Genomic DNA, 20,215 nt, shown 5'->3' with positions numbered 1-20,215 from the left:
AACACGGTGTCAAGGTACCGCCGCCGTGGTCGTCGAGGAAGCCCTGATTGATATCAAGGACGGACGATTCTGATATCATCGGTACCGATGGCTGTTGGCAGAGAGGTCTCATGATGTCACGAACGATCCTGGACGTTGACGACGACCTGCTCGCGGAAGCGGCGAAGATCCTCGGTACCACCACCAAGAAGGCGACCGTCAACGCCGCTCTTGAGGCCGTGGTCAACCGGGAGAAGCGGCGCGAGTTTGCCGACTGGCTGAAGACGGGTGGGCTTCCGGATCTGACCGGCGGAGCCGGCGCGGCCAAGCCGGACGCGGCGTGAGTCGCGAGCTTTACCTCCTCGACAAGTCGGCGCTCGCGCGCTGGCCCAAGCCCACGGTAGCCCCAGTGCTTGACGAACTGTCCGACAGAGGGCTGCTGGCGGTATGCGGAGCGGTGGAGATCGAGGTGATCCACAGTGCCCGCACGGCCAAGGACGCGCAGCGCGTGCGTTGGCTGCTCGGCGGCTTCCAGTGGCTCGCCATGCTCGACGAGATCTGGGATCGGGCGATCGACGTCCAGGTCCAGGCGATCCACAAGGGCAATCACCGGGCCCTATCCATGGCAGACCTGCTGATAGCCGCTACTGCCGAACGCCACGGTGCCACGGTGCTGCACTATGATGGTGACTTCGACATGATCACGGCTATCACCGGTCAACCGATGACGTGGGTGGTGCCGGCCGGCTCGGCGGACTGACGCGGGCTCCACGGCGACTCTATCCCCGCTGCTGCAGGGCCGCGGTCACCGCCTTGGCGTCGAAGCAGGCCGGGTCGAAGTCGGTCGACTTGTCCAGGTCCAGCCAGTCCAGCCGCTCGCGGTGCTCCGGATGGGCAGGGTCGCCGAGAACGTCCACCAGGTCGGCGTAGCCCCACACACCGCCGCAGTCCTCCGGCGGCGCGGCCCGCCGTCCGCCGACACAGCGCGGGTAAGCCACAGACGCGTCCCGGTCGAGGACCTTCTCCACCAGGATGTCGTGTTCCCAGTTGTCCCCGAAGTCGTACGTGTACCGCAGCTTGTCCCCGGCAGCGGCGGCGACCTGCTCCAGGCTGACTCGGGAGGCGGCGCGGTGGCCGAGTTCGGCGTCGGGACGGCCGAAGCTCCCGTACGGGGTCTCGAAGACATGCAGGTGGCTGTCGGTCCAGCCGAAGGCAATCTGGATCAGCTCGTGCAGCCGGGCGAGGGTGATGTCGGCGGGCACCTCGAGTCGCCGCCAGATCGGCGGGCGGGCTCCCCGCAGGCCCACCTTGATCTGGTAGATCGGCGCCGGACCGTCGGACTTCTTGCGCTTCGCAGGCAGGCTGGCGAGCCGGCGCTGGGCCGGTCCGGGGAGGCCGCCACCCTGGCGCGGCGCCAGGATGCCGAGCAGGGCGGACATCGAGGCGACGTCCAGCTCGCCGTCGTGGCGGGGCGTGCGCCTGCGACGCCGGGACTCAGGCAGCCACCGGATCCAGCTCCGCAGCAGCAGCGCCAGAGCCTGGTAGCCCGGGCCGTCCTCCTCGCGGAGGTCGTCGAGCACCCCGGGGTCGCCCTCGTCGTGTTCGGCGCGGGCGTCCAGCGCATCCTCCACGGCTCGGCGGAAGTCCGCCGGCCGAAGCTTCTCCTGCGTGACGTCGGCACCGTCGGCGCGCAGGTCGGACAGGAGCCCTTCGCGCGCCTCGTCCCACCGGTCCGGGTCGATCAACAGGACTTCACCAGCGGCGCCGCAGTCCTGGTCGTCCACGGTGACGAAGACGGCGTGCGATTGACCGGCCCGCTGGAACCTGCCGGCCAGCAGGAATGTCTCCGCCCATGGACCTACCAGGCGACAGGAGTCCTCGACCGTGACCGGGGCGTCCAGGTCGGCGAGCCAGGGTGGTGCGGTGACGCCGGCATCGGCGAGCCGGCGGGCAGCCTCCGCCGCCGCTCGACCGACCTCACCGTGGGCGATTGCCGCGATCGCCGCGAGCATCGCCCGCGACTCCGGGGTGGCCTTCGCCTCGAATGCCGGCACGAACAGGTCCAGCAACGCGCGGTCGAAATCATCGCCCATCGCCGCCCCGGTCGCCAGCAACATCGAGGCGGCGATCTCCACCTCTACCGCATCCTGCAAGGCGTCGACCGCCTGTGGGAGCAGGTCATCGGCCTCCCCCGGCGTTCCCTGCGCCCCAGCACAGTACGGGCAGTCGCACTCCTCCGGCGCGCGCACGACGGCGAGCGGCGCTCCGCCACGAACTGATCGCTTCTTGCCGTTGCGCCGACGGTTGCGACTCACTGGGCTCACCCGCACAGTCTGCCGTAACGCACCGGTGCGACCGCAAGCCGCGACACGCACGACGGCGACGTTCAACGCCGCTCCCGAGGCCGTGGTCAGCCGTGGAAGGCGACGCGAGTTCACCGACTGGCTCAGGGCCGGCGGCACCACGACGCCCGGACGGGCGGACCGGCCCGGCCTCCCGACTTCGCCGCCGGAGCGAGCGCGGCCATGCGGACACAGCGGAGGGCTGGCGGCGCGGCGGACTGATCGAGCGAATCGACCCCGGTCCAGCGTGGCCAGCCCGTTACGTCCCACGGGTGGACGAAGACCCCGGACCGCGAGCCGCTGCCGGTCCGGCGGCAGAGTCCCTGTTAACGTGAGCACGCAACGCTGCCGCACCTGTCGGGCGTCCCCCTCGTACCCGGCACCGACCGCACCGCCGCCCGGCCCTGCACCATCGGGCTGCGGACCGGTCCGCGGACGAGGGAGGGGGACATGACCGAGGGTCCACCTGCGGAGGCGACCCCGCCGGACCGGCAACTCCAGGTCGACCAGGATCGGGACCACGCGTCGACTGACACGGCCACCGGCCCGGGGCGATCCTCGGCCCGACTGGTCAGGATGTGCCGGCGTCTCGCGGAACGGCTGGTCGGGACGTCCCGGCGTCTCCGTGCACAGCTGGCCCCTTGGGCCCAGCGGCTCGCGGCACGGCTGGTGCCGGCTGCACGACGCCTCTGGGGGTGGTCGCTCTCCGTCGCCCGCAAGGTGGATGCGGCGGCGAAGGAAGGCCCGCCGCCTCCCCCTCCGGAGGAGCCGATCGAGCGGCGCGAGTCGGTCGGCCCGTTCACCGTGCCGGCGCGGGGGTACGTGTTCGCCTTCAGCGTCCGCGCCGCGTTCACCTGGTCCGCACAGGGCCTGCGGCCGGAGCAGTTGGCCTGGTACGCGCACTACTTCATGCCCCAGGCGACCCAGCGGCTGACCCGGATCGCGGGTGACCTGGCCCGTGCCGTCCCACCGCACCGGGCGGGCGAGCTGGAGGAACGGTTGCAGCGGGTGCTCGGCCGGCAGGAGCCGTGGGCGTTCGAACGCGGCGGGAAGACCGTCACCTGCCGCCCCGAGGCATGGGTACGCCTCGACGAGCGGGTCCGGCGGGCGCTCCAGCCGTACTGGGAACGCTTGATCTCCCTCGACTGCGAGTACGAGGAGCAGACGCGGCGCGCGCAGTACGCCGAACGGATCAACCGGCGGTGGGCGGCGATCCTGGACGACCTCGCTGGCGCCGACGTGCCCGAGGACCTGCGCGAGAAGCTGGCCCGCGCCCGCGAGCACATGATGGCCGAGCAGCGGGCCGCCGCGCGGTGGACGGGCGACCTCCTCCGTCAACGCCGCCGCCAGGAGAACCTGTTCGAACCGTTCACCGAGATCGACCTGACGCCGAAGCCCAGATCCGCCCCGCCGACCGGCGCCGCGGAGCAGCCCGCGCGACCGGGCACGAGCGAACAGACCTCCGACCCCAGCTAGCGAGCACGGCCCAGTTGGTCGGTGTGCCCCTTGCCCCGCAGCGTCGTCGCTGCAACAGCGCTCGTTCGCATCCAGTCAGCGGCGGCTGGCGAGGATGGCGAGGGTTTCCCGGCGAACCTCGTCGGGTTCGTGAACCAGGCGGCGGTGGGAGAAACGGACGGTCAGGATGCCGGCGGTGGCGAGCAGGGCGTCCCGCCGCAGGTCTATCTCGCGCTGTCGCGGGTTCCCGTGAGCGGTCGCCCCGTCGAGTTCGATGTCGACCCGCTCGCGCTCGGCGTACAGGTCGAGATACACAGTGCGTCGGTCAAGCCGCAGCCGGAACTGCCGGTGGAACTCCGGCATGCCTGGACCGACGAAGACGTGCTCGTGCCCCCAGATCTCCAATGGACTGCGGCAGCCGTCTGCGAGGCGGGTGAGCAGGGTACGCAACGCGGTCCGGCCGGGCAGCCGCGGCACCGGCGCGAGCGCGGCGCGCAGCCGGTCGGGCGTGGTGAGCCGATCGTTGACCGCCCGGATCACCGGCCCGTGCCGCTCGGCGAGCGGCAGCAGCGGCCACGAGCCGACCAGCGCCGCCTCCAGCCGCGCCACCGGGAGGTCGTGACGAATCCGAACGTGCGGAGGACCGAGGCGAAAGCCTTGGCGCTGGTGGACGACGATGCCGGGCCGGCTGCGGAGGCTCGATGCGGTCGGCACGGTCAGGTGAAGGACGTCTCCTGCAACCTGCTGGTGCAGGCCCCACACGTCGAGGGCGGTCAGGTGACTCAGCGCCGCGCGTCCGTCGGCCCAGGCCAACGCGGCGCGGCGGGCCAGGGCCGGGGGGACGTGTGCGATCGCGGGACGGCCATCCTGCTGGTCCGGGGACTGGCCACCGGCCCCACGTAGACCTGGGGCAGGGCGCGAACGAGGTACCCCGACCGGCATGCTCGCCGCAGCGTCCACTCAGGCACGACCTGTCTAGCCAGCGCACTAGTGATCACCCCGTCGTGGGCCTCGACCAGCCCCCGCAACACTCCGCCCACGCGCCCGAACCCTGCCGCCCCGACCATGACCGAGCAACCGCCCCAACCCCGCTTCTGTGGACTGGCCTCCTCTGTGGACAACAGCCACGCGCTGGGCCGTCCGTGGTATGCAAGATCGGATACGGGTGAGCGGCAGGGGCCCGGCGTGTCGAGTCGGTGAGACGTACTGGATCTTTGATAACCGCTGGGAGGAGCCCTCAGCCGGCGGTTGCGCCGTGGTAGAAGAGGTCGCCGAGGCCGATCGTGAAGGCGAGAACGCCATACAGAGCGTGCTCGACCGAGGCGGCCAGCAATGACCGGGTACGCCGGTAGCGCCACGCGAACAGCCCGCCCCCGAGCAGGGTGAGCAGCACCGACCAGACACTGCCGAAGATCACGTGCGCGAAGCCAAAGGCGGCGGCACTCGCGGCCACCGCGAGGGAGCCGGCGGACAGCAGCGGCGCGTACCGGTGGAACAGGAACACCCGCAAGATCAGCTCCTGCGGGTAGACGGAGACCAGCGGGTACAGCACGACCACCGCGACCCAGATCAGCGGCGCCTCGCGGGGCACCCCGGATGTCCGCCGACCCTCCCACCAGCCACTGCTCCCGTCGATCCACTCCCCTACCACGCACCGCCCCGAGCCGGCCCATGCCGGACGTACACTGCGGGCCACACACTGCCGAGCGGGAGCCGCCGGACGTGCACTGCCGCCACACCGCGTGAGCCCGAAGCCGCGTGGCACGCCGGAGTCGCGCCCACGGCACCACGCTACGGTCTCGCGGCACCGGAGCTGCCGGCCCTGCGTGGATCTTCGGCCGTTGTTCGCTCGCGCGTCGGCTGGTGGTGGCCTGTCCGGTACGACAGGCCCCGACGGTACGAGCGTGCGTACTCCGGATGGTCTGACACCGGTGCGCTTCGTGGCGCTCGGTGACTCGATCACCGTGGGCCTCGGCGACCCGATGCCCGATGGGACGTGGCGCGGGTGGGCCGCGCTGCTCGCCGAGAGTCTGGCCCCGCCGGGGCCCCACCTCCAGTTCCACAATCTCGGCCGCCCCGGCGCGCTCACCGGCGACGTGTTCCGCGACCAGCTCCCGGCCGCCCTCGCGCTGCGCCCGACGGTCGCCGCTGTGGTCGTCGGGGTCAACGACACGCTGCGTGCCCGCTTCGACGTGCCGGCGGTCAGCGCGGCGCTGCTGGGGACGGTCGGCGCGCTGCGCCGGGCCGGAGCCGTGGTGCTGACCGCCCGGCTGCCGGAGCCGGGCCGGATGTTCGGGCTGCCGTCGGGGCTGGCCCGGCCCCTGGCGCGGCGGGTCGCCGCGGTGAACGCGGTCGCCGACCACGCGGCGGCGCTGTACGACACCGTCCACTTCGACGCGGCGAACCACCCGGACACGTACCGCCGCGACATGTGGAGCGTCGACCGCCTGCACCCGAGCGAGCGGGGGCACCGCCTGCTCGCCGGCGCGTACGCGGATCTGCTGCGGGATCGGGGCCTGCCGGTGCACCGCCGCCCCGACCCGCGACCGGGCAACCCGCCGCCGACCCGGGCGGCCCAGCTCACCTGGCTGGCCGTGAAGGGCACCCGGTGGGTGCGGGACCGCTGCACCGACCTGGTGCCGCAGTTGCTCTGGCTGGCCGCCGCCGAGTCCTGGTACTCGCTGCGCGGCCAGGCGAGCCGCCTCGACGAGCACCTCGGCCGCGACCTGGCCGCCGCCCTCGCAGGCACCGGCTCACCCGTCACCGGTGTCGACCCGCTCGCCCGCCCCGGCCAGCTCCCGCCCGCCCTGACCTAGCCGCCGAGCAGCGGTAGGGGCGCGCCGCCCGCGTGCCACCCGCGTTAAGAGGGGCCCCCTTGCCTACCGGAGGCGTTAACAGGGGGCCCTTCCTTTCCCCTCAGCTCGGGACGTCCCGGTGGCGGAAGCCGGCCAGGCCGGCGGCGAGCAGCACCGCACCGACGCCGGTGAGCAGCACCAGGGGCAGTACCGCCGGATCCACCGCCGGCACCGACGGCACATGCGTGTACGGGGACAGGTTGAGCACCGCCTGCGGCAGGTCCAGCACCGCGCCGAGCTGCCCGAGCAGCAGGAACACCATCAGCACCGCCCAGGACAGCGCCACCGACCAGCGGGGCGCCAACCCGAACAGCGCGGTGACCACCCCGGCGACGACGAGCAGCGCCGGCAGCCGCAGCACTGCGGCCCCGCCCAGCTCCAGGGCGTGGCCGAGGGCGTCGCCGGCCACGAGCCCGTAGCCCAGACCGGTGGACACGCCGGCCAGCAGCATGAGCGCCACCGCGCCGAGCACCGCACCGGAGATCTGGGTCAGCAGCCACCGGTGCCGGCTGACGGCGGTCGCCAGTACCGCCTCCAGGATCCCGTCGGACTCGTCGGCCCGCGTCCGCAGCAGCGCCTGCACGACGTACGCGCCGAGGGTCAGTGCGAACAGCCCGAGCATCGCGGCGAGGAACGCGTCAACGAGGTCGGTCCCGCCGCCCAGCGCGGCGATCGCCTCGGCGGCGGCGGCATTCTCGACGATCATGTCGTTGACCTCGTCGGCGGCGACACCCATCGAGAACCCGAGGATCACCACCGCGACCGCCCAGCCGAGCAGGGCGCCGCGGTGCAGCCGCCAGAGCAGGCCGGTGGGGCTGAGCAGCCCGGCGGCGGCGCGAGCCGGCCCCCGGCGGGCGGCGAGCAGTCCGGCGCCGACGTCCCGCCGGCTGGCGAGCGTGAAGGCGAGCGCCGTGCCGGCGACGAGGAGCGCGACCGGTAGCGCCAGCACCCACCAGCGCTCCCCGCCGAACGCCCGCACCTGGTTGCCCCAGCCGAGCGGGGACAGCCAGGACGGCCAGGCGCTCTCCACCCGCAGCCCGACCCGCTCGCCGAGGACGTCCCCGGCGGCACGGAGCAGGAACGCCACGCCGACGGTGGCGGCGGCGAGCGCGTTGGCGCCCCGCGAGGTGACCGACAGCTGGGCGGTGACGGCGGCGACGGCGGTGAAGGCGACACCGACCCCGGCGACCGCCCCGGCGGCGGCGAGCGACCCGGCGAGCGGCAGGCCGGTCGCGGCGAAGGCCAACCCCAGGAGTACGCCGGATGCCACGTTCGCCCCGACGACGACGAGCAGGGCGGCGGTGAGCAGCGCGTACCGGCCGACGACGGCGGCGCCGAGCAGCTCCGCACGCCCGGTCTCCTCGTTCTGGCGGGTGTGCCGGACGACGGCGAACGTGCTGACCAGCGCGGCGAGCACGGCGAGGGTGATGTAGGTCTCGGCGACCACCACCGCGCCGAGGTCGGCCCCGACGATCGGCCCGTTGAAGGCGCGCGCGACGACGCTGGTGGCGGCGGTCTCGGCGTACCGGACACGGGACGGCTCGTCCGGGTAGAAGTCGGAGACGCTGCCAGCGAGGCCGACGCCGAGCAACGGCGTGCCGAGCACCCAGATGCCCAGCTTGATCCGGTCGCGGCGCAGGGCGAGCCGGGCCAGCCGGCCGGTGCCGGTGAACGCGCTCACCGGGCACGCTCCGCGCCGGCCGGGACCCGGCCGTTGGACGCGCCGTCGTAGTGCCGCAGGAACAGCTCTTCGAGGGTCGGCGGGGCGCTGGTGAGCGCGCGGACGCCGAAGCGGACCAGGTACGCCAGCAGCTCGTCGAGGTGCTCCGGCTGCACCTCCAGCCGGGTGCGGCCGTCGACGGGGCGGACCTCGTGGACGCCGGGCAGCTCCTCGACACCGGTGAGCGGGCGCGCCGTCTCGACGGTGACCGTGGTCCGGGCCAGGTGCCGCAGCTCGGTGAGGGTGCCGGACTCGACGGTGCGGCCGGCGCGGATGATGCTCACCCGGTCGCAGAGGGCCTCGACCTCGGCGAGGACGTGGCTGGAGAGCAGCACGGTGGCGCCGCCGTCGGTGAGCCGCCGGACCTCCTCCTGGAACACCGCCTCCATGAGCGGGTCGAGCCCGGAGGTCGGCTCGTCGAGCACGTACAGCTCGACGTCGGAGGCGAACGCGGCGACGATCGCGACCTTCTGCCGGTTGCCCTTGGAGTACGCGCGGCACTTCTTGGTCGGGTCGAGGTCGAACCGTTCCAGCAGCTCGTCGCGGCGGCGCCGGTCCAGCCCGCCGCGCAGCGCGCCGAACAGGTCGATGGCCTCGCCGCCGGACAGGTTGGGCCACAGGTTCACGTCGCCCGGCACGTACGCGAGCCGCCGGTGCAGCGCCACCGCGTCGCGCCAGGGATCGGCGTCGAGCAGCCGGACGTCGCCGGCGTCGCGCCGCAGCAGCCCGAGCAGGACGCGGATGGTGGTGGACTTGCCGGAGCCGTTCGGCCCCAGGAAGCCGTGCACCTCCCCCGCCTCGACCCGCAGGTCGAGCCCGTCGAGCGCGCGGACCGCGCCGAAACTCTTGACCAGGCCGTCGATCGCGATGACGGGCATGGCACCTCCTGTGGCAGCCGGTTCGTCGCATCCAGCGTACTGACCATCGGTCAGCCAGATCAACCCGGCGGTCAGGACGGCGGCTACGCTGGGCGGCATGACCGTCGAGGCGCCCGACGACACCCGTACCCGGATCCTGCGGGTCGCGCTGGACCTGTTCAGCCAGCACGGTTACCAGCGCACCTCGCTGCGGCAGATCGCCGAACGGCTGCGGCTGACCAAGGCGGCGATCCTCTACCACTTCCCCGCCAAGGAGGACCTGCTCACCGCGCTGACCGAGCCGCTGCTGGCGGACCTGGAGACGCTGCTGGACCGCACCGCCGCCCTCCCGCCGCCACAGGCCCGGGAGGCGCTGCTCGCCGGCTGGGTGGACACGATGCTCACCCACCGCCGCTCGCTCGGCATGCTCTTCCACGACATCGCGATGGTCAGCCGGGGCCGGACGTACCACCGGTTGATGCAGATCGCCATGCGGGCCAACGAGATCGTCGCCGGGCCGGACGCCGGGCGCCGGGAGCGGGTCCGCGCGGTGCAGGCGATCGCCATGTGCAGCGACCCGATCGTCTTCTTCGTCGACGTACCCGAGGAGACCCTGCGCGCCGACATGCTCGACGGCGTACGCCGGCTGCTGGACGACACCGGCGGCGCGGAGGCCGGGGTCGGCGCGGACCCGGCGGCGGACGCCGCCCGCGCCCCCGGGCGGCGCCGGCCGGGACGACCCCGGTCGATGGGCCCGGAGCAGGTCCGCACCGCCCACCGGCTGCACGCCGCCGGCACCCACTCGGTGGACGACATCGCCGCCGCGCTCGGGGTGTCCCGGGCGACGGTGTACCGGCACCTGGGGGGATCCGGAGCGGAATAACGAGACGGGTTTCGAGACGGTTCTGAGACCCGTTTGACGGCCCACCCAGCGGGTAGCCGACCCGTCGTCCTGAGGACGGGACCGGGCCGCCGCACGGTGGCCCGCAGCCGGCGCGACGGGACGGTGGCGGATGGGTCCGGTTGTCGATGTACGGACGACCCGGCAGCGTTCGGGTGGGCGCTGACCGTGTGCGGCATCGGCGGGGAGGCGCGCCTCGACGGGTCGACACCGGACGCCGACGCCGTGGCGCGGATGACCGACGCGATGCGGTCCCGCGGGCCGGACGGCGAGGGCCTGTGGGGCGACGGCTGGGTGACCCTCGGGCACCGCCGGCTCACCATCATCGACCTGTCCGACGCCGGGGCGCAGCCGATGGTGCGCGAGGACCTGGGGCTGGCATTGGTCTTCAACGGCTGCGTCTACAACTATCCCGAACTGCGCGAGGAGCTGCGCGCCGCCGGGCACACCTTCCGCTCCACCAGCGACACCGAGGTGATCCTGGTGGCGTACGCGCAGTGGGGTGAGGCGTTCGTCGACCACCTGGTCGGCATGTTCGCGATCGGTCTGGTCGACCGGGCGCGGCGGCGACTCGTCCTGGCCCGCGACCGGCTCGGCATCAAGCCGCTGTACCTCGCCGAGTCGCCCGGGCGGCTGCGGTTCGCCTCGACCCTGCCGGCGCTGCTGCGCGGCGGCGACGTCGACACGCGCATCGACCCGGTGGCCCTGCACCACTACCTGTCCTGGCACTCGATCGTGCCGGCGCCCCGGACCGTCCTGCGCGGCGTCCGCAAGCTGCCCCCGGCGACGCTGCGGGTCGTCGAGGCGGACGGGCGCAGCCGGGAGCGGGTGTACTGGCAGCCCGAGTACGTCCGCGATCCCGCCCACGCCGGCATGGACGCCCGGGACTGGCGGGCCGCCGTCGGGGGCGCGCTGCGGACCGCCGTACGGCGGCGGCTGGTCGCGGACGTCCCGGTCGGGGTGCTGCTCTCCGGAGGGCTCGACTCCAGCCTCATCGTGGCGCTGCTCGCCGAGGCCAACCAGCACCACCTCCGGACGTTCAGCATCGGCTTCGACAGCCGCGGCGGCGAGGCCGGCGACGAGTTCCACTGGTCCGACCTCGTGGCCCGCACGTACGAGACCGACCACCACCGCATCCGGCTCCCGAACGACGACCTGGTGCCGGCGGTGCGGGCGACGGTGGCCGCGATGACCGAGCCGATGGGCAGCCACGACGTGGTGGCCTTCCACCTGCTGAGCCAGCAGGTGGCGAAGCACGTGAAGGTGGCGCAGTCCGGGCAGGGCGCCGACGAGGTCTTCGCCGGGTACGGCTACCACCAGCCCCTCGCGGCGGTGCCCCGCGACGGCGCGGCGGCGGCGTTCGCGGCGGCCTTCTTCGACCACGACCACGCCGAACTGACCCGGGTGGTCGACCCGGCGCACGCCTGCGACCACGACGCCAGCCGGGACCTGCTCACCGCCGAGCTGGCCGCGCCCGGCGCGGAGACCGCGCTGGACGCGGTGCTGCGCCTCGACACCCACCGGATGCTCCCCGACGACCCGGTGAAGCGCGTCGACAGCATGAGCATGGCCTGGGGGCTGGAGGTGCGGACCCCGTTCCTCGACCAGGACCTGGTGGCCCTCGCGGCGGCCTGCCCGCCCGAGCACAAGGTGGCGCAGGGCGGCAAGGGGGTGCTCAAGGAGGTCGCCCGGGAGGTGCTGCCCGCCGACCTCATCGACCGCCCGAAGGGCTACTTCCCGGTGCCGGCGTTGCGCAACGTCGACGGCCCGGTGCGCGACCTGGTGGTCGAGGCGCTGCGGGCGCCGGTGGCGCGGGAGCGGGGCCTGTTCCGGCCGGAGTACGTGACGGAACTGCTCGCCGACCCCGAGGCGACGCGGTCGGCGGCCGGCAGCAACAAGCTGTGGCAGCTCGGGCTGTTGGAGCTGTGGCTCCAGACGCACGACATCCGCTGACCCTTGTCGACGCCTGGCGTCGGACGGGGGCCCGCCCTCACGCCTCCGCCGGGCGGGTCTGGGCGGCCAGGTGGTCCAGCACCGCCTGGACGTCGCAACCGGTCCGGGCGAGGATGCGGCGCTGCCGGGCCGCGCCCGTACCCTCCTGGCGGACCCGGTTCAGCTGGTCGAGCACGTAGTGGAGGTCACCGTGGCGCACCAGTGCGGGCGCGACGGTGGCGAACAGCTCGTCGACCAGCTCCCACGCCGGCCGGGCACGGCCCGAGCGCAGGTCGATGAGGTCGCCGTCGAGCCCGTCGTGGGCGGCGCGCCAGTGCGCGGCGGAGACCAGGCAGTCCCGGATCCGCGGGGCGAGCACCCCGTCGCGGACGTCGTCCGCCACGGTCGCGACGAGGGCGCGGACGAGCCCGGCGACGAGCACGGTGTCGTCGACGGTCGGGCAGACGTCGCCCACCCGCACCTCCACAGTGGGGTACGCGACGGACGGGCGGGCGTACCAGTAGACCATCGCGGCGTCCAGCATGATGCCCGCCCGGATCAGGTCCTCCACCGTGGCGTCGTAGTCGGCGACCGACTCGAAGTGCGGGGTGGGGCCGATGCTCGGCCAGCGTTCCAGCTGCATCGACCGCCAGCTCGCGTGTCCCGTGTCCCGGCCGTCGTGCAGCGGCGAGTTGGCGGTGATCGCCTGCACCACCGGCAGCCAGGGGCGCAGGTGGTTGCAGACCTGCACGGCGAGTTCCCGGTCCGGGACACCGACGTGCACATGGCAGCCGCAGACCGCCGGGTCGTGCGCGACCGGCCCGAATCGCCGGGACATCGCGTGGTAGCGGGGTTTGTCCGGCACGGTCCGGTGCGGTTCGTGCACGGGCGTGGCCCCCACGGCGACGAGGCGGGCGCCCGCGGCCTCGGCCGCGTCCGCGGCGGCCCCGCGCAGTGCGACCAGGTGCTCGCGTACGTCGGCGAGCTCGGACGAGACCGGCGTGACCATCTCGACCATGCTGTGCCGGAACTCCTGCCGGCTGTGCTCGCGGGCGGCGCCCGACAGCCCGTCGAGCACCTGTCCGGCGACCGGCAGGCTCTCCCCCGTCTCGGGATCCAGCAGCAGGTACTCCTCCTCGACGCCGAGGGTCAGCGTGGTGAGGTCGGGAAGCGTGGTGGCCGGACGGTACGTCATGAGCGGTCGGCGTCCGTTCGTCGGGCGGCGCGCCGGGCGCCGCACTGCCGTTCGCTCCCGGGTTCCCGCCCGCCCCGGCGGAAAACGCCCGGGGCGGGGCCCCCGTCAAGAAGGGATCCCTCCGCCACCGGAGGCGTCAACAGGGGCCCTTCCGTGCACCTCGTCCGCCCGGGCGGCGAGGAAGGCCCGTTCGGCCTCGTTGTCCGTTCGCCGCGCGGCCGTCCGGTACGCCGCCACCGCCTCGGCGGTCCGGCCCAGCCGGCGCAGCAGGTCGGCCCGGACCGCGTGGAACACGTGGTAGCCGGCGAGGTCGAGACCGTCGACCACGGCCAGCGCCACCGCCGGCCCGGCGACCTCGGCCAGCGCCACCGCCCGGTTCAGGGCCACCACCGGCCCGGGGGCGACGGCGGCGAGCTGGTCGTACAGGGCGAGGATCTGGGCCCAGTCGGTGCCGGCGGCGTCGGGTGCGGCGCCGTGCACGGCGGCGATGGCGGCCTGGATCTGGTACGGGCCGGGCCGGTTGCGGCGCAGGCAGCGGCGTACCAGGACCTGCCCCTCGGCGGTCAGCGTGGCGTCCCACCGGGACCGGTCCTGCTCGGGCAGCGGCACCAGCGCGCCACCGGCGGTGGTGCGGGCCGGCCGGCGGGCCTCGGTGAGCAGCAGCAGGGCGAGCAGCCCCAACGCCTCCGGCTCGTCCGGCATCAGCTCGGCCAGCAGCCGGGCGAGGCGTACCGCGTCGACGCAGAGGTCGTCGCGGACGAGCCGCGGGCCGGCGCTGGCGGTGTGCCCCTCGGTGTAGATCAGGTAGACGACGGTGAGCACGGTGTGCAGCCGGTCGGGCAGGTCGGCGTCGCGCGGCACCCGGTACGGGATGCCGGCGTCCCGGATCTTCGCCTTGGCCCGCGTGATCCGCTGCGCCATCGTCGGTTCCGGGGTCAGGAAGGCGCGGGCGATCTCGGCGGTGGTCAGGCCGCCGAGCAGGCGCAACGTCAGGGCGACCCGGGCGGCGGGGGCGAGCGCGGGGTGGCAGCAGGTGAAGATCAGGCGGAGCCGGTCGTCGCGCACGGGACCCTCCTCGGGCGGGCCGTCGGCGGTGTGCAGCCGGGCGGCCTCGGCGTGCCGCTCGCCCCGGGACGCCTCCCGGCGCAGCCGGTCGATCGCCCGGTTGCGGGCGGTGGTGATGATCCATCCGGCGGGGCTGGGCGGTGTCCCCGTCGCCGGCCAGCGGGCGAGGGCGACGGCGAAGGCCTCCTGCACCGCCTCCTCGGCGAGGTCGATGTCGCCGAGGAGGCGGACGAGGACGGCGACCGCGCGGCCGTACTCCGCCCGGTACACCGCTTCCAGGTCGGGCACGGTCAGTCCTCGGCCTCGCCCTGGAACGGACGCACCTCGATCGGGAGGGTCGTGGCGAGGGCGTACCGGCGGCCCCACTCCAGGGCCGCGTCCAGGTCGGGTGCCCTGAGGATGGTGAAACCGCCCAGGTACTCCTTGCCCTCGACGAACGGGCCGTCGGTGACCAGCACCTCGCCCTCCTTCGGGCGCAGCACCGTTGCCGTGGACGGATCGTGCAGGCCCTGGCCGAAGACCCAGCACCCGCTGGCCTCCAGCTCCTGCCGGATCGCGCCCAGCTCGCGCATGACGCCGGCGAGGAACTCCGGGTCCGGGGTCCCCGGGCCGGCGGGCTGGTAGATGCTCACCAGGTACTGCTTCATGGCTCCTCCTCGCGGGGGCGGCCGGCACCGCGCCGGCCTCTCATCCTCTACACGAACGGCCACCGCGGGCTTCGACAGCGCGCCGCGACATTCCCGATGAGGCGAGCGTCGCGGACGGCACCGACGCGGCCGACGCGCGGGCCGCCGCCGAGCACACCACCGCCTTCTACACCGGCGCCCCGCAGACCTGACCCGCCCGGAGCCCGAGGACGATCACGTCGCGAGCCGCGCGGCGGGTAACGTGCGGCGGCATGACCGGCACGGCGTACTCGCACTGTTCCTACTGCGGCACGGCGTACCCGCCGGCGGCACCCTGGCCCCGGTTCTGCGCGGCCTGCGGCGAGACGGTCTGGCGCAACCCGCTGCCGGTGGCGGTGGCCGTGCTGCCGGTGCACACCGACGCGGGCCTGGGCGTGGTGGTCGTCCGCCGGGACATCGAGCCGGCGCGCGGGCAGCTCGCGCTGCCGGGCGGCTTCATCGAGTACGGCGAGGAGTGGCAGGACGCGCTGGTGCGGGAGCTCCGCGAGGAGACCGGCCTGCTCGCCGACCGGGCCGACGCGACGCTGTTCGCGGTGCACAGCGCCCCGGCGGGCGGCACGATGATGGTCTTCGGGGAGCTGCCGGCCCGGCCGGCCGCGGCGCTCCCGCCGTCGGCGCCCACCGAGGAGGCGACTGAGTGGCTGGTGCTCACCGAGCCGGTCGAGTTGGCGTTCTCGACCCACACCCGGGTGCTCGCCGACTTCCTCGCCCGCCACGCCGGCTGAGTCCGGGCCGCCCAAGCCGGCGGCCGGGTAGCGGGCGAGCCGCGGATCGGGACCGGGTAGCGGCGGGCGGTCAGGCCCCCAGGTAGCGGGCGGGGACGGCGTCGGTCAACCAGACGCCGTTGGCGCTGTGGTAGAAGGCGTGGCCGTCGCGCGCCATGCCGGCCGCGTCGACGGTCAGGACTACGGTGGGGCCGGCGCGCCGGGCCCCCACGCGCTGCGCGGTCTCCACGTCCGGCGAGAGGTGGACGTGGTGCCGGCCGCCCCGGTGCAGGCCGCTCGTCCGGATCGAGTCCAGGGCGGCGGCGCTGGTGCCGTGGTAGAGCACGGCCGGCGGGTCCACCGGCGCCAGCCCGAGGTCGACCGGGATCGAGTGCCCCTGGTTGGCCCGGATGCGCTCCACGCCGTCCGGGCCGCGCTCCACCGCGAAGCGCTGCTTGTCGTTGCCGGCCACGACGTCGTCGAGGTCGGCGCGGCGGATGCCCAACGCGGCGAGGACGTCGTCGACGGGCACCCAGCCGGCGCGGTCCGGGGCCAGCCCGAAGCGGTCCGGACGGTGCCGCAGGGCGAGGGACATGCGCTTGCTCAACCGGACCAGCCGCGGGTCATCCACGCCCGGATTGTGGCCGGACACCCCGGCCGGCCGCCACCCGGATCGCACATCGGGGCGGCAGGCGTGACCGGGCGCCGAACGGGTAGACGGCGCCGCGCGGCCCGGGCGGCCGTGCCGCCGTACGACGCCTCGGGGGGCCGATGTCGGACGCGCCAGCACCTCCGGGCGGACGCCCGGACGACGTCGTGGAACTACGCGTGCACGGCGCCTCCGGCGCCAGTGCCGAACAGGTGCTGGACCGCCCGAACGTCCGGCAGGTCGCCGGTGACCACAGCGGCGGCTTCTACCGGCCCCGCCCCGGCTACCCGGACACGACCGGGCCGGGTGGGGTGGTCCTGGAGGCGTACCGCTGGAGCGAGCTGCCGTCGGGTACCGCGGTCCGCACATTGTCGCTGGTGTTCCTTCTGCCGTTCATGCTCTGCAACGTGGCGCTCTGGATGCGCCCGGTCAGCTCAGACCGCCGCGCCGCCACCGTCAAGGGCCTCTGCCGGGTGCTCGCGCTGACCCTCACCGCCCTGTACGTGCTCGCCGTGGCCGGGGTGGCACTCGACCTGATCGCCTGGAAGTGCATGGCCGCGCCGCAGTGCCTGGCCGGGCGGAGCTGGCTGTCCTGGCTCGGCGGCCGGCCGGTCGGGCTGCGGCTGGCGGTGCTGGCGCTCGTCCCGGCCGCCGCCATCGGGCTGGTCTGGTGGCTCGGAGCCCGTCCGGAGCGGATGTTCGCGTCGTTCCGCACCCCCCCGACCGTCGCCGGCCCGCACCAGCTCACCGCCGTCGGGCAGTGGGACCAGGCACCGCTGGTCGGGCGGTTGCGCGCGATCCACGTCGCCGCCGCGTTCGCCACGCTGGACGCCGTCCTGCTCACTGCCCACGCCGACGGCCGGGCCTCACCCGCCACGTTGACGCTCGGCATCCTGACCGGCGCGGTCCTGGTCGCCTGCGTCGTCCTGGTCTGCGCGCATCCGCTGATCGATCAACCCGCGGCCGGACCGATCGACCGGATGACCCGAATCCTGCGGACGCTCGCGTGCGTGCTGACGGTGGTGGTCCTGGCCATGGTCGCGGCCGATCCCGCGCGGCCGTCGGTGGACGGCGGGCTGCCCGGGTACGGCGTGTCGGTCGCCAGACTCTTCCTCGCGCAGACCTGCCTGCTGATCGTGGTCTGGGGGGTGGCGAGGTGGGCGCCGGGCCGTGTCGGGCGGCGGGCGTCCGGCCCGCTCGTGTTCGGTGCGGTCGCGACCGGTCTGGCGGTGGCCTTCTCCGCCGAGCTGGTCTACCGGGTGGCGGACCTCCTGGCAAGCGGCGACGGCCCGGCCGGTGACCGGATGGCGACCGGCCCGCCCTTGACGTACAAGTGGACGATCTTCGGGTTCTTCGTGGCGGTGGTGACCGCGGCGGCGGTCGCCGCCGTGGTGGCGGTGGTGTCCCGGCCGGCGCGGCACCGGGCGGCGGCGGCGGCCCTGGCGCGGGACTTCCCGGACGCGCCGCCGGAGGCGGGGCCTCGGTTGCGGCAGGTCGAGAAGGTCATCGCGCGGGCACGGTTCACCGAGCGGCTCGCCCCGCTCGCCCTCACGTACGCCTGGCTCGCCGGCTTCGGCATGGCGACCAGTGCCATCGGCATGTTCGCGGTGAACCCCGGCGAGGCGCTCGACCGGTCGCTCGGGATTCCCGCCGGTCTGGTGAACTTCGGCATCCATTTCGGCAGTTGGGTGATCGCCGCACTCGTCCTCGGCCTGGTGCTGGGCGGCATCTTCGCGTACCGGACGGCCGAGTTCCGCCGCTACGTGGGCGTGCTGTGGGACCTGGGCACGTTCTGGCCCCGGGCGGCGCACCCCTTCGGCCCGCCCTGCTACGCCGAACGGACGGTGCCCGAGCTGAGCCGCCGGATCGCCTGGCTGACCGGCCAGGGGCACGCTGTGCTGCTCACCGGGCACAGCCACGGCTCGGTGCTGCTCGCGGCGACCGTGCTCCAGCTCCCACCGGGCGCCGGTGACCGGGTTGCGCTGCTGACGTACGGGTCGCCGCTGCGCCGGCTCTACTCCCGGTGGTTCCCCGCGTACGTCGGTGAGGAGGTGCTGCGCGAGGTGGGCGAGCGGGTCGGGTGGCGCTGGATCAACCTGTGGCGGGACACCGACCCGATCGGTGGCTGGATGTTCTCGCCGCACCGGCCGGGCGAGCCGCCCACCGTCTACGGGCCGGCGGGAACGGTCGACCGGCGGCTGCGCGACCCGAGCGACGTCGTCGTCCCGCCGGGCAACAGCGTCCCACCGCCGATCGTGGGGCACTGGCCGGGCGAGTTCGATCCGCGCTTCGCCAAGGCCGTCCGTGAACTGGCCGACCGGCTGCGGCGGACGGCCTGACCAGGCGGCATATCCTGCCCGGGTGAGCACCCCCCGCAAGCCCGACCGCACGCTGATCGCCTCGAACAAGAAGGCCCGGCACGACTACACCGTCCTCAAGACGTACGAGGCGGGGATCGTGCTGGCCGGCACCGAGGTCAAGTCGCTGCGCGAGGGACGCGCGTCCCTGGTCGACGCGTTCGCGCAGGAGCGCGACGGCGAGCTGATGCTGTACGGCCTGCACATCGCCGAGTACGGCTACGGCACGTGGACGAACCACGCGCCCCGGCGTACCCGCAAGCTGCTGCTGCACCGGGTGGAGATCGACCGGATCCGGGAGAAGCTGCGCGACGGCGGGTTCACCCTGGTGCCGCTGTCGATGTACTTCTCGAACGGCTGGGCCAAGGTGGAGCTGGCGCTGGCCCGGGGCCGGAAGTCCTACGACAAGCGGCAGGCGCTGGCCGAGCGTGACGCGCAGCGGGAGATCGCCCGGGAGCTGGGTCGTCGCCTCAAGGGCCGCCCGCAGCGCCGGAGCTGACCGGGCACGGGTGGTCACGGCGTGTCGGCGTGGCGCACCCGGAGTGTGTTGACGGGGTCGACGGGTCGTGGTGTGCTGCGGAGGCCCGGATAATGACAATCGTAGTCATTATCGTTCGACCCGGAGGAGGAGCATGTCTCTCACCGTCCCGCCCGCCCTGCTCGACGCCGCCGAGCGCGGCCCGGTCTCCGACGCCGACTTCGTCGCCTGCGTCCGCGATTCGCTGCCGTACGCCTGGCAGACCGTCAGCCGGGTCGTCGCCGAGTTGGCCGCCGACGGCACCGACCACGCCGACAACGAGATCCCGCCGCCGGGCGAGGCCGAGCGGGGGCAACTCCTGCGCGCCCTGGCCAGCGACGCGATCCGGGCCGGCCTGGAACGGCACTTCGGCGTGAAGCTCGCCTTCCAGAACTGCCACCGGGTCGCCGCGTTCCGGCCGGCGGCGGTCGACTCCGAGGCGTACCGGCGGTTCGTCTCGCCCCGCGGTCAACTGCTGAACCAGTCCCCCGAGCTGCGCAACTGCTGACGGGTCCGGCGGGCGGGGCGGGCGCGTGCTGCGGCCCCGCCCGCGCGGGCGGTCGCGCCCCGCGCGGCCGGTTCTCCCGATCAGGCCCTGGCGCAGTCCGCGCAGGTGCCGAAGATCTCCAGCGTGTGGTCGACGTCGGTGAAGCCGTGCTCGGCCGCCACCTGGTCGGCCCAGCGCTCGACCGCCGGGCCGGCCACCTCGACCGTCCGCCCGCAGGAGCGGCAGACCAGGTGATGGTGGTGGCGGCTCTGGCTGCACCGGCGGAACAGCTGCTCGCCGCCGGGCAGCCGGGTGGAGTCGATCTCGCCGGCGTCGACCAGCAACTGGAGGGTGCGGTAGACGGTGGTCAGGCCGACCCGGGCGTCCCGGTCACAGAGCATCCGGTGCAGCTGCTGCGCCGTGTGGAAGCCCTCGACCTCCCGCAGCAGCGCCAGCACCTCGGCACGCTGCCGGGTGTTCCGGGTCACGTTCGGGATCGCCTGCGTCACCGTGC

The 20,215-nt window shown here is 74.0% G+C and carries 20 protein-coding genes; 10 read left to right on the top strand and 10 right to left on the bottom strand.

The annotated features are described in order from the left end of the window. The first annotated feature begins 113 nt into the window (after positions 1-113). Complete coding sequence (locus tag HCJ94_RS21135) at positions 114-323, top strand: type II toxin-antitoxin system VapB family antitoxin (RefSeq protein WP_168002763.1); 210 nt, start codon at positions 114-116, stop codon at positions 321-323. Next, entirely contained in the window at positions 320-739 is a 420-nt protein-coding gene (locus tag HCJ94_RS21130) for a PIN domain nuclease (RefSeq protein WP_168002762.1), read from the top strand. The genes HCJ94_RS21135 and HCJ94_RS21130 overlap by 4 nt, the downstream gene beginning before the upstream one ends. A gap of 19 nt (positions 740-758) precedes the next feature. On the opposite strand, the gene HCJ94_RS31245 is transcribed toward HCJ94_RS21130, so the two are convergent. After that, entirely contained in the window at positions 759-2,303 is a 1,545-nt protein-coding gene (locus tag HCJ94_RS31245) for a plasmid pRiA4b ORF-3 family protein (protein WP_168002761.1), read from the bottom strand. Between the two features lie 468 nt (positions 2,304-2,771). On the opposite strand from HCJ94_RS31245, the gene HCJ94_RS21120 reads away from it, so the two are divergent. Next, positions 2,772-3,797, top strand: a complete 1,026-nt coding sequence (locus HCJ94_RS21120) for a hypothetical protein (RefSeq protein WP_373684380.1) — start codon at positions 2,772-2,774, stop codon at positions 3,795-3,797. 75 nt (positions 3,798-3,872) lie between these two features. Here the strand turns inward: HCJ94_RS21120 and HCJ94_RS21115 are convergent, their stop codons facing one another. Both HCJ94_RS21115 and HCJ94_RS30950 read right to left on the bottom strand, forming a co-directional pair. Beyond that, positions 3,873-4,385 (bottom strand): DUF559 domain-containing protein, encoded by a 513-nt coding sequence (locus tag HCJ94_RS21115; protein WP_168002760.1) that lies wholly within the window; start codon positions 4,383-4,385, stop codon positions 3,873-3,875. A gap of 628 nt (positions 4,386-5,013) precedes the next feature. Continuing rightward, positions 5,014-5,427, bottom strand: a complete 414-nt coding sequence (locus HCJ94_RS30950; RefSeq protein ID WP_309227365.1) for a CPBP family glutamic-type intramembrane protease — start codon at positions 5,425-5,427, stop codon at positions 5,014-5,016. Positions 5,428-5,680: 253 nt separating this feature from the next. Between HCJ94_RS30950 and HCJ94_RS21105 the strand changes: the two genes are divergently transcribed. Next, positions 5,681-6,592, top strand: coding sequence for an SGNH/GDSL hydrolase family protein (locus HCJ94_RS21105; protein ID WP_205801634.1), 912 nt, complete (start codon positions 5,681-5,683; stop codon positions 6,590-6,592). 100 nt (positions 6,593-6,692) lie between these two features. Here HCJ94_RS21105 and HCJ94_RS21100 read toward each other — a convergent pair whose 3' ends face one another. After that, the gene (locus tag HCJ94_RS21100) at positions 6,693-8,312 is read right to left on the bottom strand and encodes an ABC transporter permease (protein ID WP_168002758.1); all 1,620 of its coding nucleotides are present in this window, start codon (positions 8,310-8,312) and stop codon (positions 6,693-6,695) included. Further along, positions 8,309-9,229: an ABC transporter ATP-binding protein gene (locus HCJ94_RS21095; protein ID WP_168002757.1), complete on the bottom strand. Its 921-nt coding sequence runs from the start codon at positions 9,227-9,229 to the stop codon at positions 8,309-8,311. Before HCJ94_RS21095 ends, HCJ94_RS21100 begins: the two co-directional genes overlap by 4 nt. 97 nt (positions 9,230-9,326) lie before the next feature. On the opposite strand from HCJ94_RS21095, the gene HCJ94_RS21090 reads away from it, so the two are divergent. Both HCJ94_RS21090 and HCJ94_RS21085 read left to right on the top strand, forming a co-directional pair. Beyond that, positions 9,327-10,091, top strand: coding sequence for a TetR family transcriptional regulator (locus HCJ94_RS21090; protein WP_168002756.1), 765 nt, complete (start codon positions 9,327-9,329; stop codon positions 10,089-10,091). 186 nt (positions 10,092-10,277) lie between these two features. Then, positions 10,278-12,062 carry an N-acetylglutaminylglutamine amidotransferase gene (locus HCJ94_RS21085; protein WP_168002755.1) on the top strand — a complete coding sequence of 595 codons (1,785 nt, stop codon included), beginning with the start codon at positions 10,278-10,280 and terminating at the stop codon, positions 12,060-12,062. 37 nt (positions 12,063-12,099) lie between these two features. Here HCJ94_RS21085 and HCJ94_RS21080 read toward each other — a convergent pair whose 3' ends face one another. The 3 genes from HCJ94_RS21080 to HCJ94_RS21070 form a co-directional block, all read right to left on the bottom strand. Next, complete coding sequence (locus HCJ94_RS21080; protein WP_168002754.1) at positions 12,100-13,236, bottom strand: carboxylate-amine ligase; 1,137 nt, start codon at positions 13,234-13,236, stop codon at positions 12,100-12,102. A 105-nt stretch (positions 13,237-13,341) separates the two neighbouring features. Then, positions 13,342-14,589, bottom strand: a complete 1,248-nt coding sequence (locus HCJ94_RS21075) for an RNA polymerase sigma factor (protein ID WP_168002753.1) — start codon at positions 14,587-14,589, stop codon at positions 13,342-13,344. A gap of 2 nt (positions 14,590-14,591) precedes the next feature. After that, a complete protein-coding gene (locus HCJ94_RS21070) occupies positions 14,592-14,948 on the bottom strand; it encodes a YciI family protein (protein ID WP_168002752.1) in 357 nt (118 codons plus the stop codon). Positions 14,949-15,199: 251 nt separating this feature from the next. Here HCJ94_RS21070 and HCJ94_RS21065 point away from each other — a divergent pair, with 251 nt between their 5' ends. After that, entirely contained in the window at positions 15,200-15,712 is a 513-nt protein-coding gene (locus HCJ94_RS21065) for an NUDIX domain-containing protein (RefSeq protein ID WP_168002751.1), read from the top strand. Positions 15,713-15,782: 70 nt separating this feature from the next. Here the strand turns inward: HCJ94_RS21065 and HCJ94_RS21060 are convergent, their stop codons facing one another. Beyond that, positions 15,783-16,322 (bottom strand): RNA 2'-phosphotransferase, encoded by a 540-nt coding sequence (locus HCJ94_RS21060; RefSeq protein ID WP_168002750.1) that lies wholly within the window; start codon positions 16,320-16,322, stop codon positions 15,783-15,785. 185 nt (positions 16,323-16,507) lie between these two features. Here HCJ94_RS21060 and HCJ94_RS21055 point away from each other — a divergent pair, with 185 nt between their 5' ends. The 3 genes from HCJ94_RS21055 (at position 16,508) to HCJ94_RS21045 (ending at position 19,722) form a co-directional block, all read left to right on the top strand. Continuing rightward, positions 16,508-18,679, top strand: coding sequence for a hypothetical protein (locus tag HCJ94_RS21055; RefSeq protein WP_240944388.1), 2,172 nt, complete (start codon positions 16,508-16,510; stop codon positions 18,677-18,679). Positions 18,680-18,701: 22 nt separating this feature from the next. Then, entirely contained in the window at positions 18,702-19,196 is a 495-nt protein-coding gene (gene smpB, locus HCJ94_RS21050) for an SsrA-binding protein SmpB (protein WP_168002748.1), read from the top strand. 133 nt (positions 19,197-19,329) lie between these two features. Beyond that, positions 19,330-19,722 (top strand): SCO5389 family protein, encoded by a 393-nt coding sequence (locus tag HCJ94_RS21045; protein ID WP_168002747.1) that lies wholly within the window; start codon positions 19,330-19,332, stop codon positions 19,720-19,722. A gap of 80 nt (positions 19,723-19,802) precedes the next feature. Here HCJ94_RS21045 and HCJ94_RS21040 read toward each other — a convergent pair whose 3' ends face one another. Beyond that, a complete protein-coding gene (locus HCJ94_RS21040; RefSeq protein WP_155331811.1) occupies positions 19,803-20,210 on the bottom strand; it encodes a Fur family transcriptional regulator in 408 nt (135 codons plus the stop codon). Positions 20,211-20,215: the final 5 nt, after the last annotated feature.

The sequence above is a fragment of the Micromonospora thermarum genome (assembly GCF_012034245.1).
Classification (GTDB): domain Bacteria; phylum Actinomycetota; class Actinomycetes; order Mycobacteriales; family Micromonosporaceae; genus Micromonospora; species Micromonospora thermarum.
The sequence above is the reverse complement of the archived record's forward strand: the minus strand, read 5'-3'. Positions and strand labels throughout refer to the sequence as shown.

What these genes read in the sequence shown, in the direction of transcription:
- HCJ94_RS21135 (WP_168002763.1), top strand. Translation starts at nt 114, where the DNA reads ATGTCACGAACGATCCTGGACGTTGACGACGACCTGCTCGCGGAAGCG.
- HCJ94_RS21120 (WP_373684380.1), top strand. Translation starts at nt 2,772, where the DNA reads ATGACCGAGGGTCCACCTGCGGAGGCGACCCCGCCGGACCGGCAACTC.
- HCJ94_RS21095 (WP_168002757.1), bottom strand. Translation starts at nt 9,229, where the DNA reads ATGCCCGTCATCGCGATCGACGGCCTGGTCAAGAGTTTCGGCGCGGTC.
- HCJ94_RS21090 (WP_168002756.1), top strand. Translation starts at nt 9,327, where the DNA reads ATGACCGTCGAGGCGCCCGACGACACCCGTACCCGGATCCTGCGGGTC.
- HCJ94_RS21080 (WP_168002754.1), bottom strand. Translation starts at nt 13,236, where the DNA reads ATGACGTACCGTCCGGCCACCACGCTTCCCGACCTCACCACGCTGACC.
- HCJ94_RS21070 (WP_168002752.1), bottom strand. Translation starts at nt 14,948, where the DNA reads ATGAAGCAGTACCTGGTGAGCATCTACCAGCCCGCCGGCCCGGGGACC.
- HCJ94_RS21065 (WP_168002751.1), top strand. Translation starts at nt 15,200, where the DNA reads ATGACCGGCACGGCGTACTCGCACTGTTCCTACTGCGGCACGGCGTAC.
- HCJ94_RS21045 (WP_168002747.1), top strand. Translation starts at nt 19,330, where the DNA reads ATGTCTCTCACCGTCCCGCCCGCCCTGCTCGACGCCGCCGAGCGCGGC.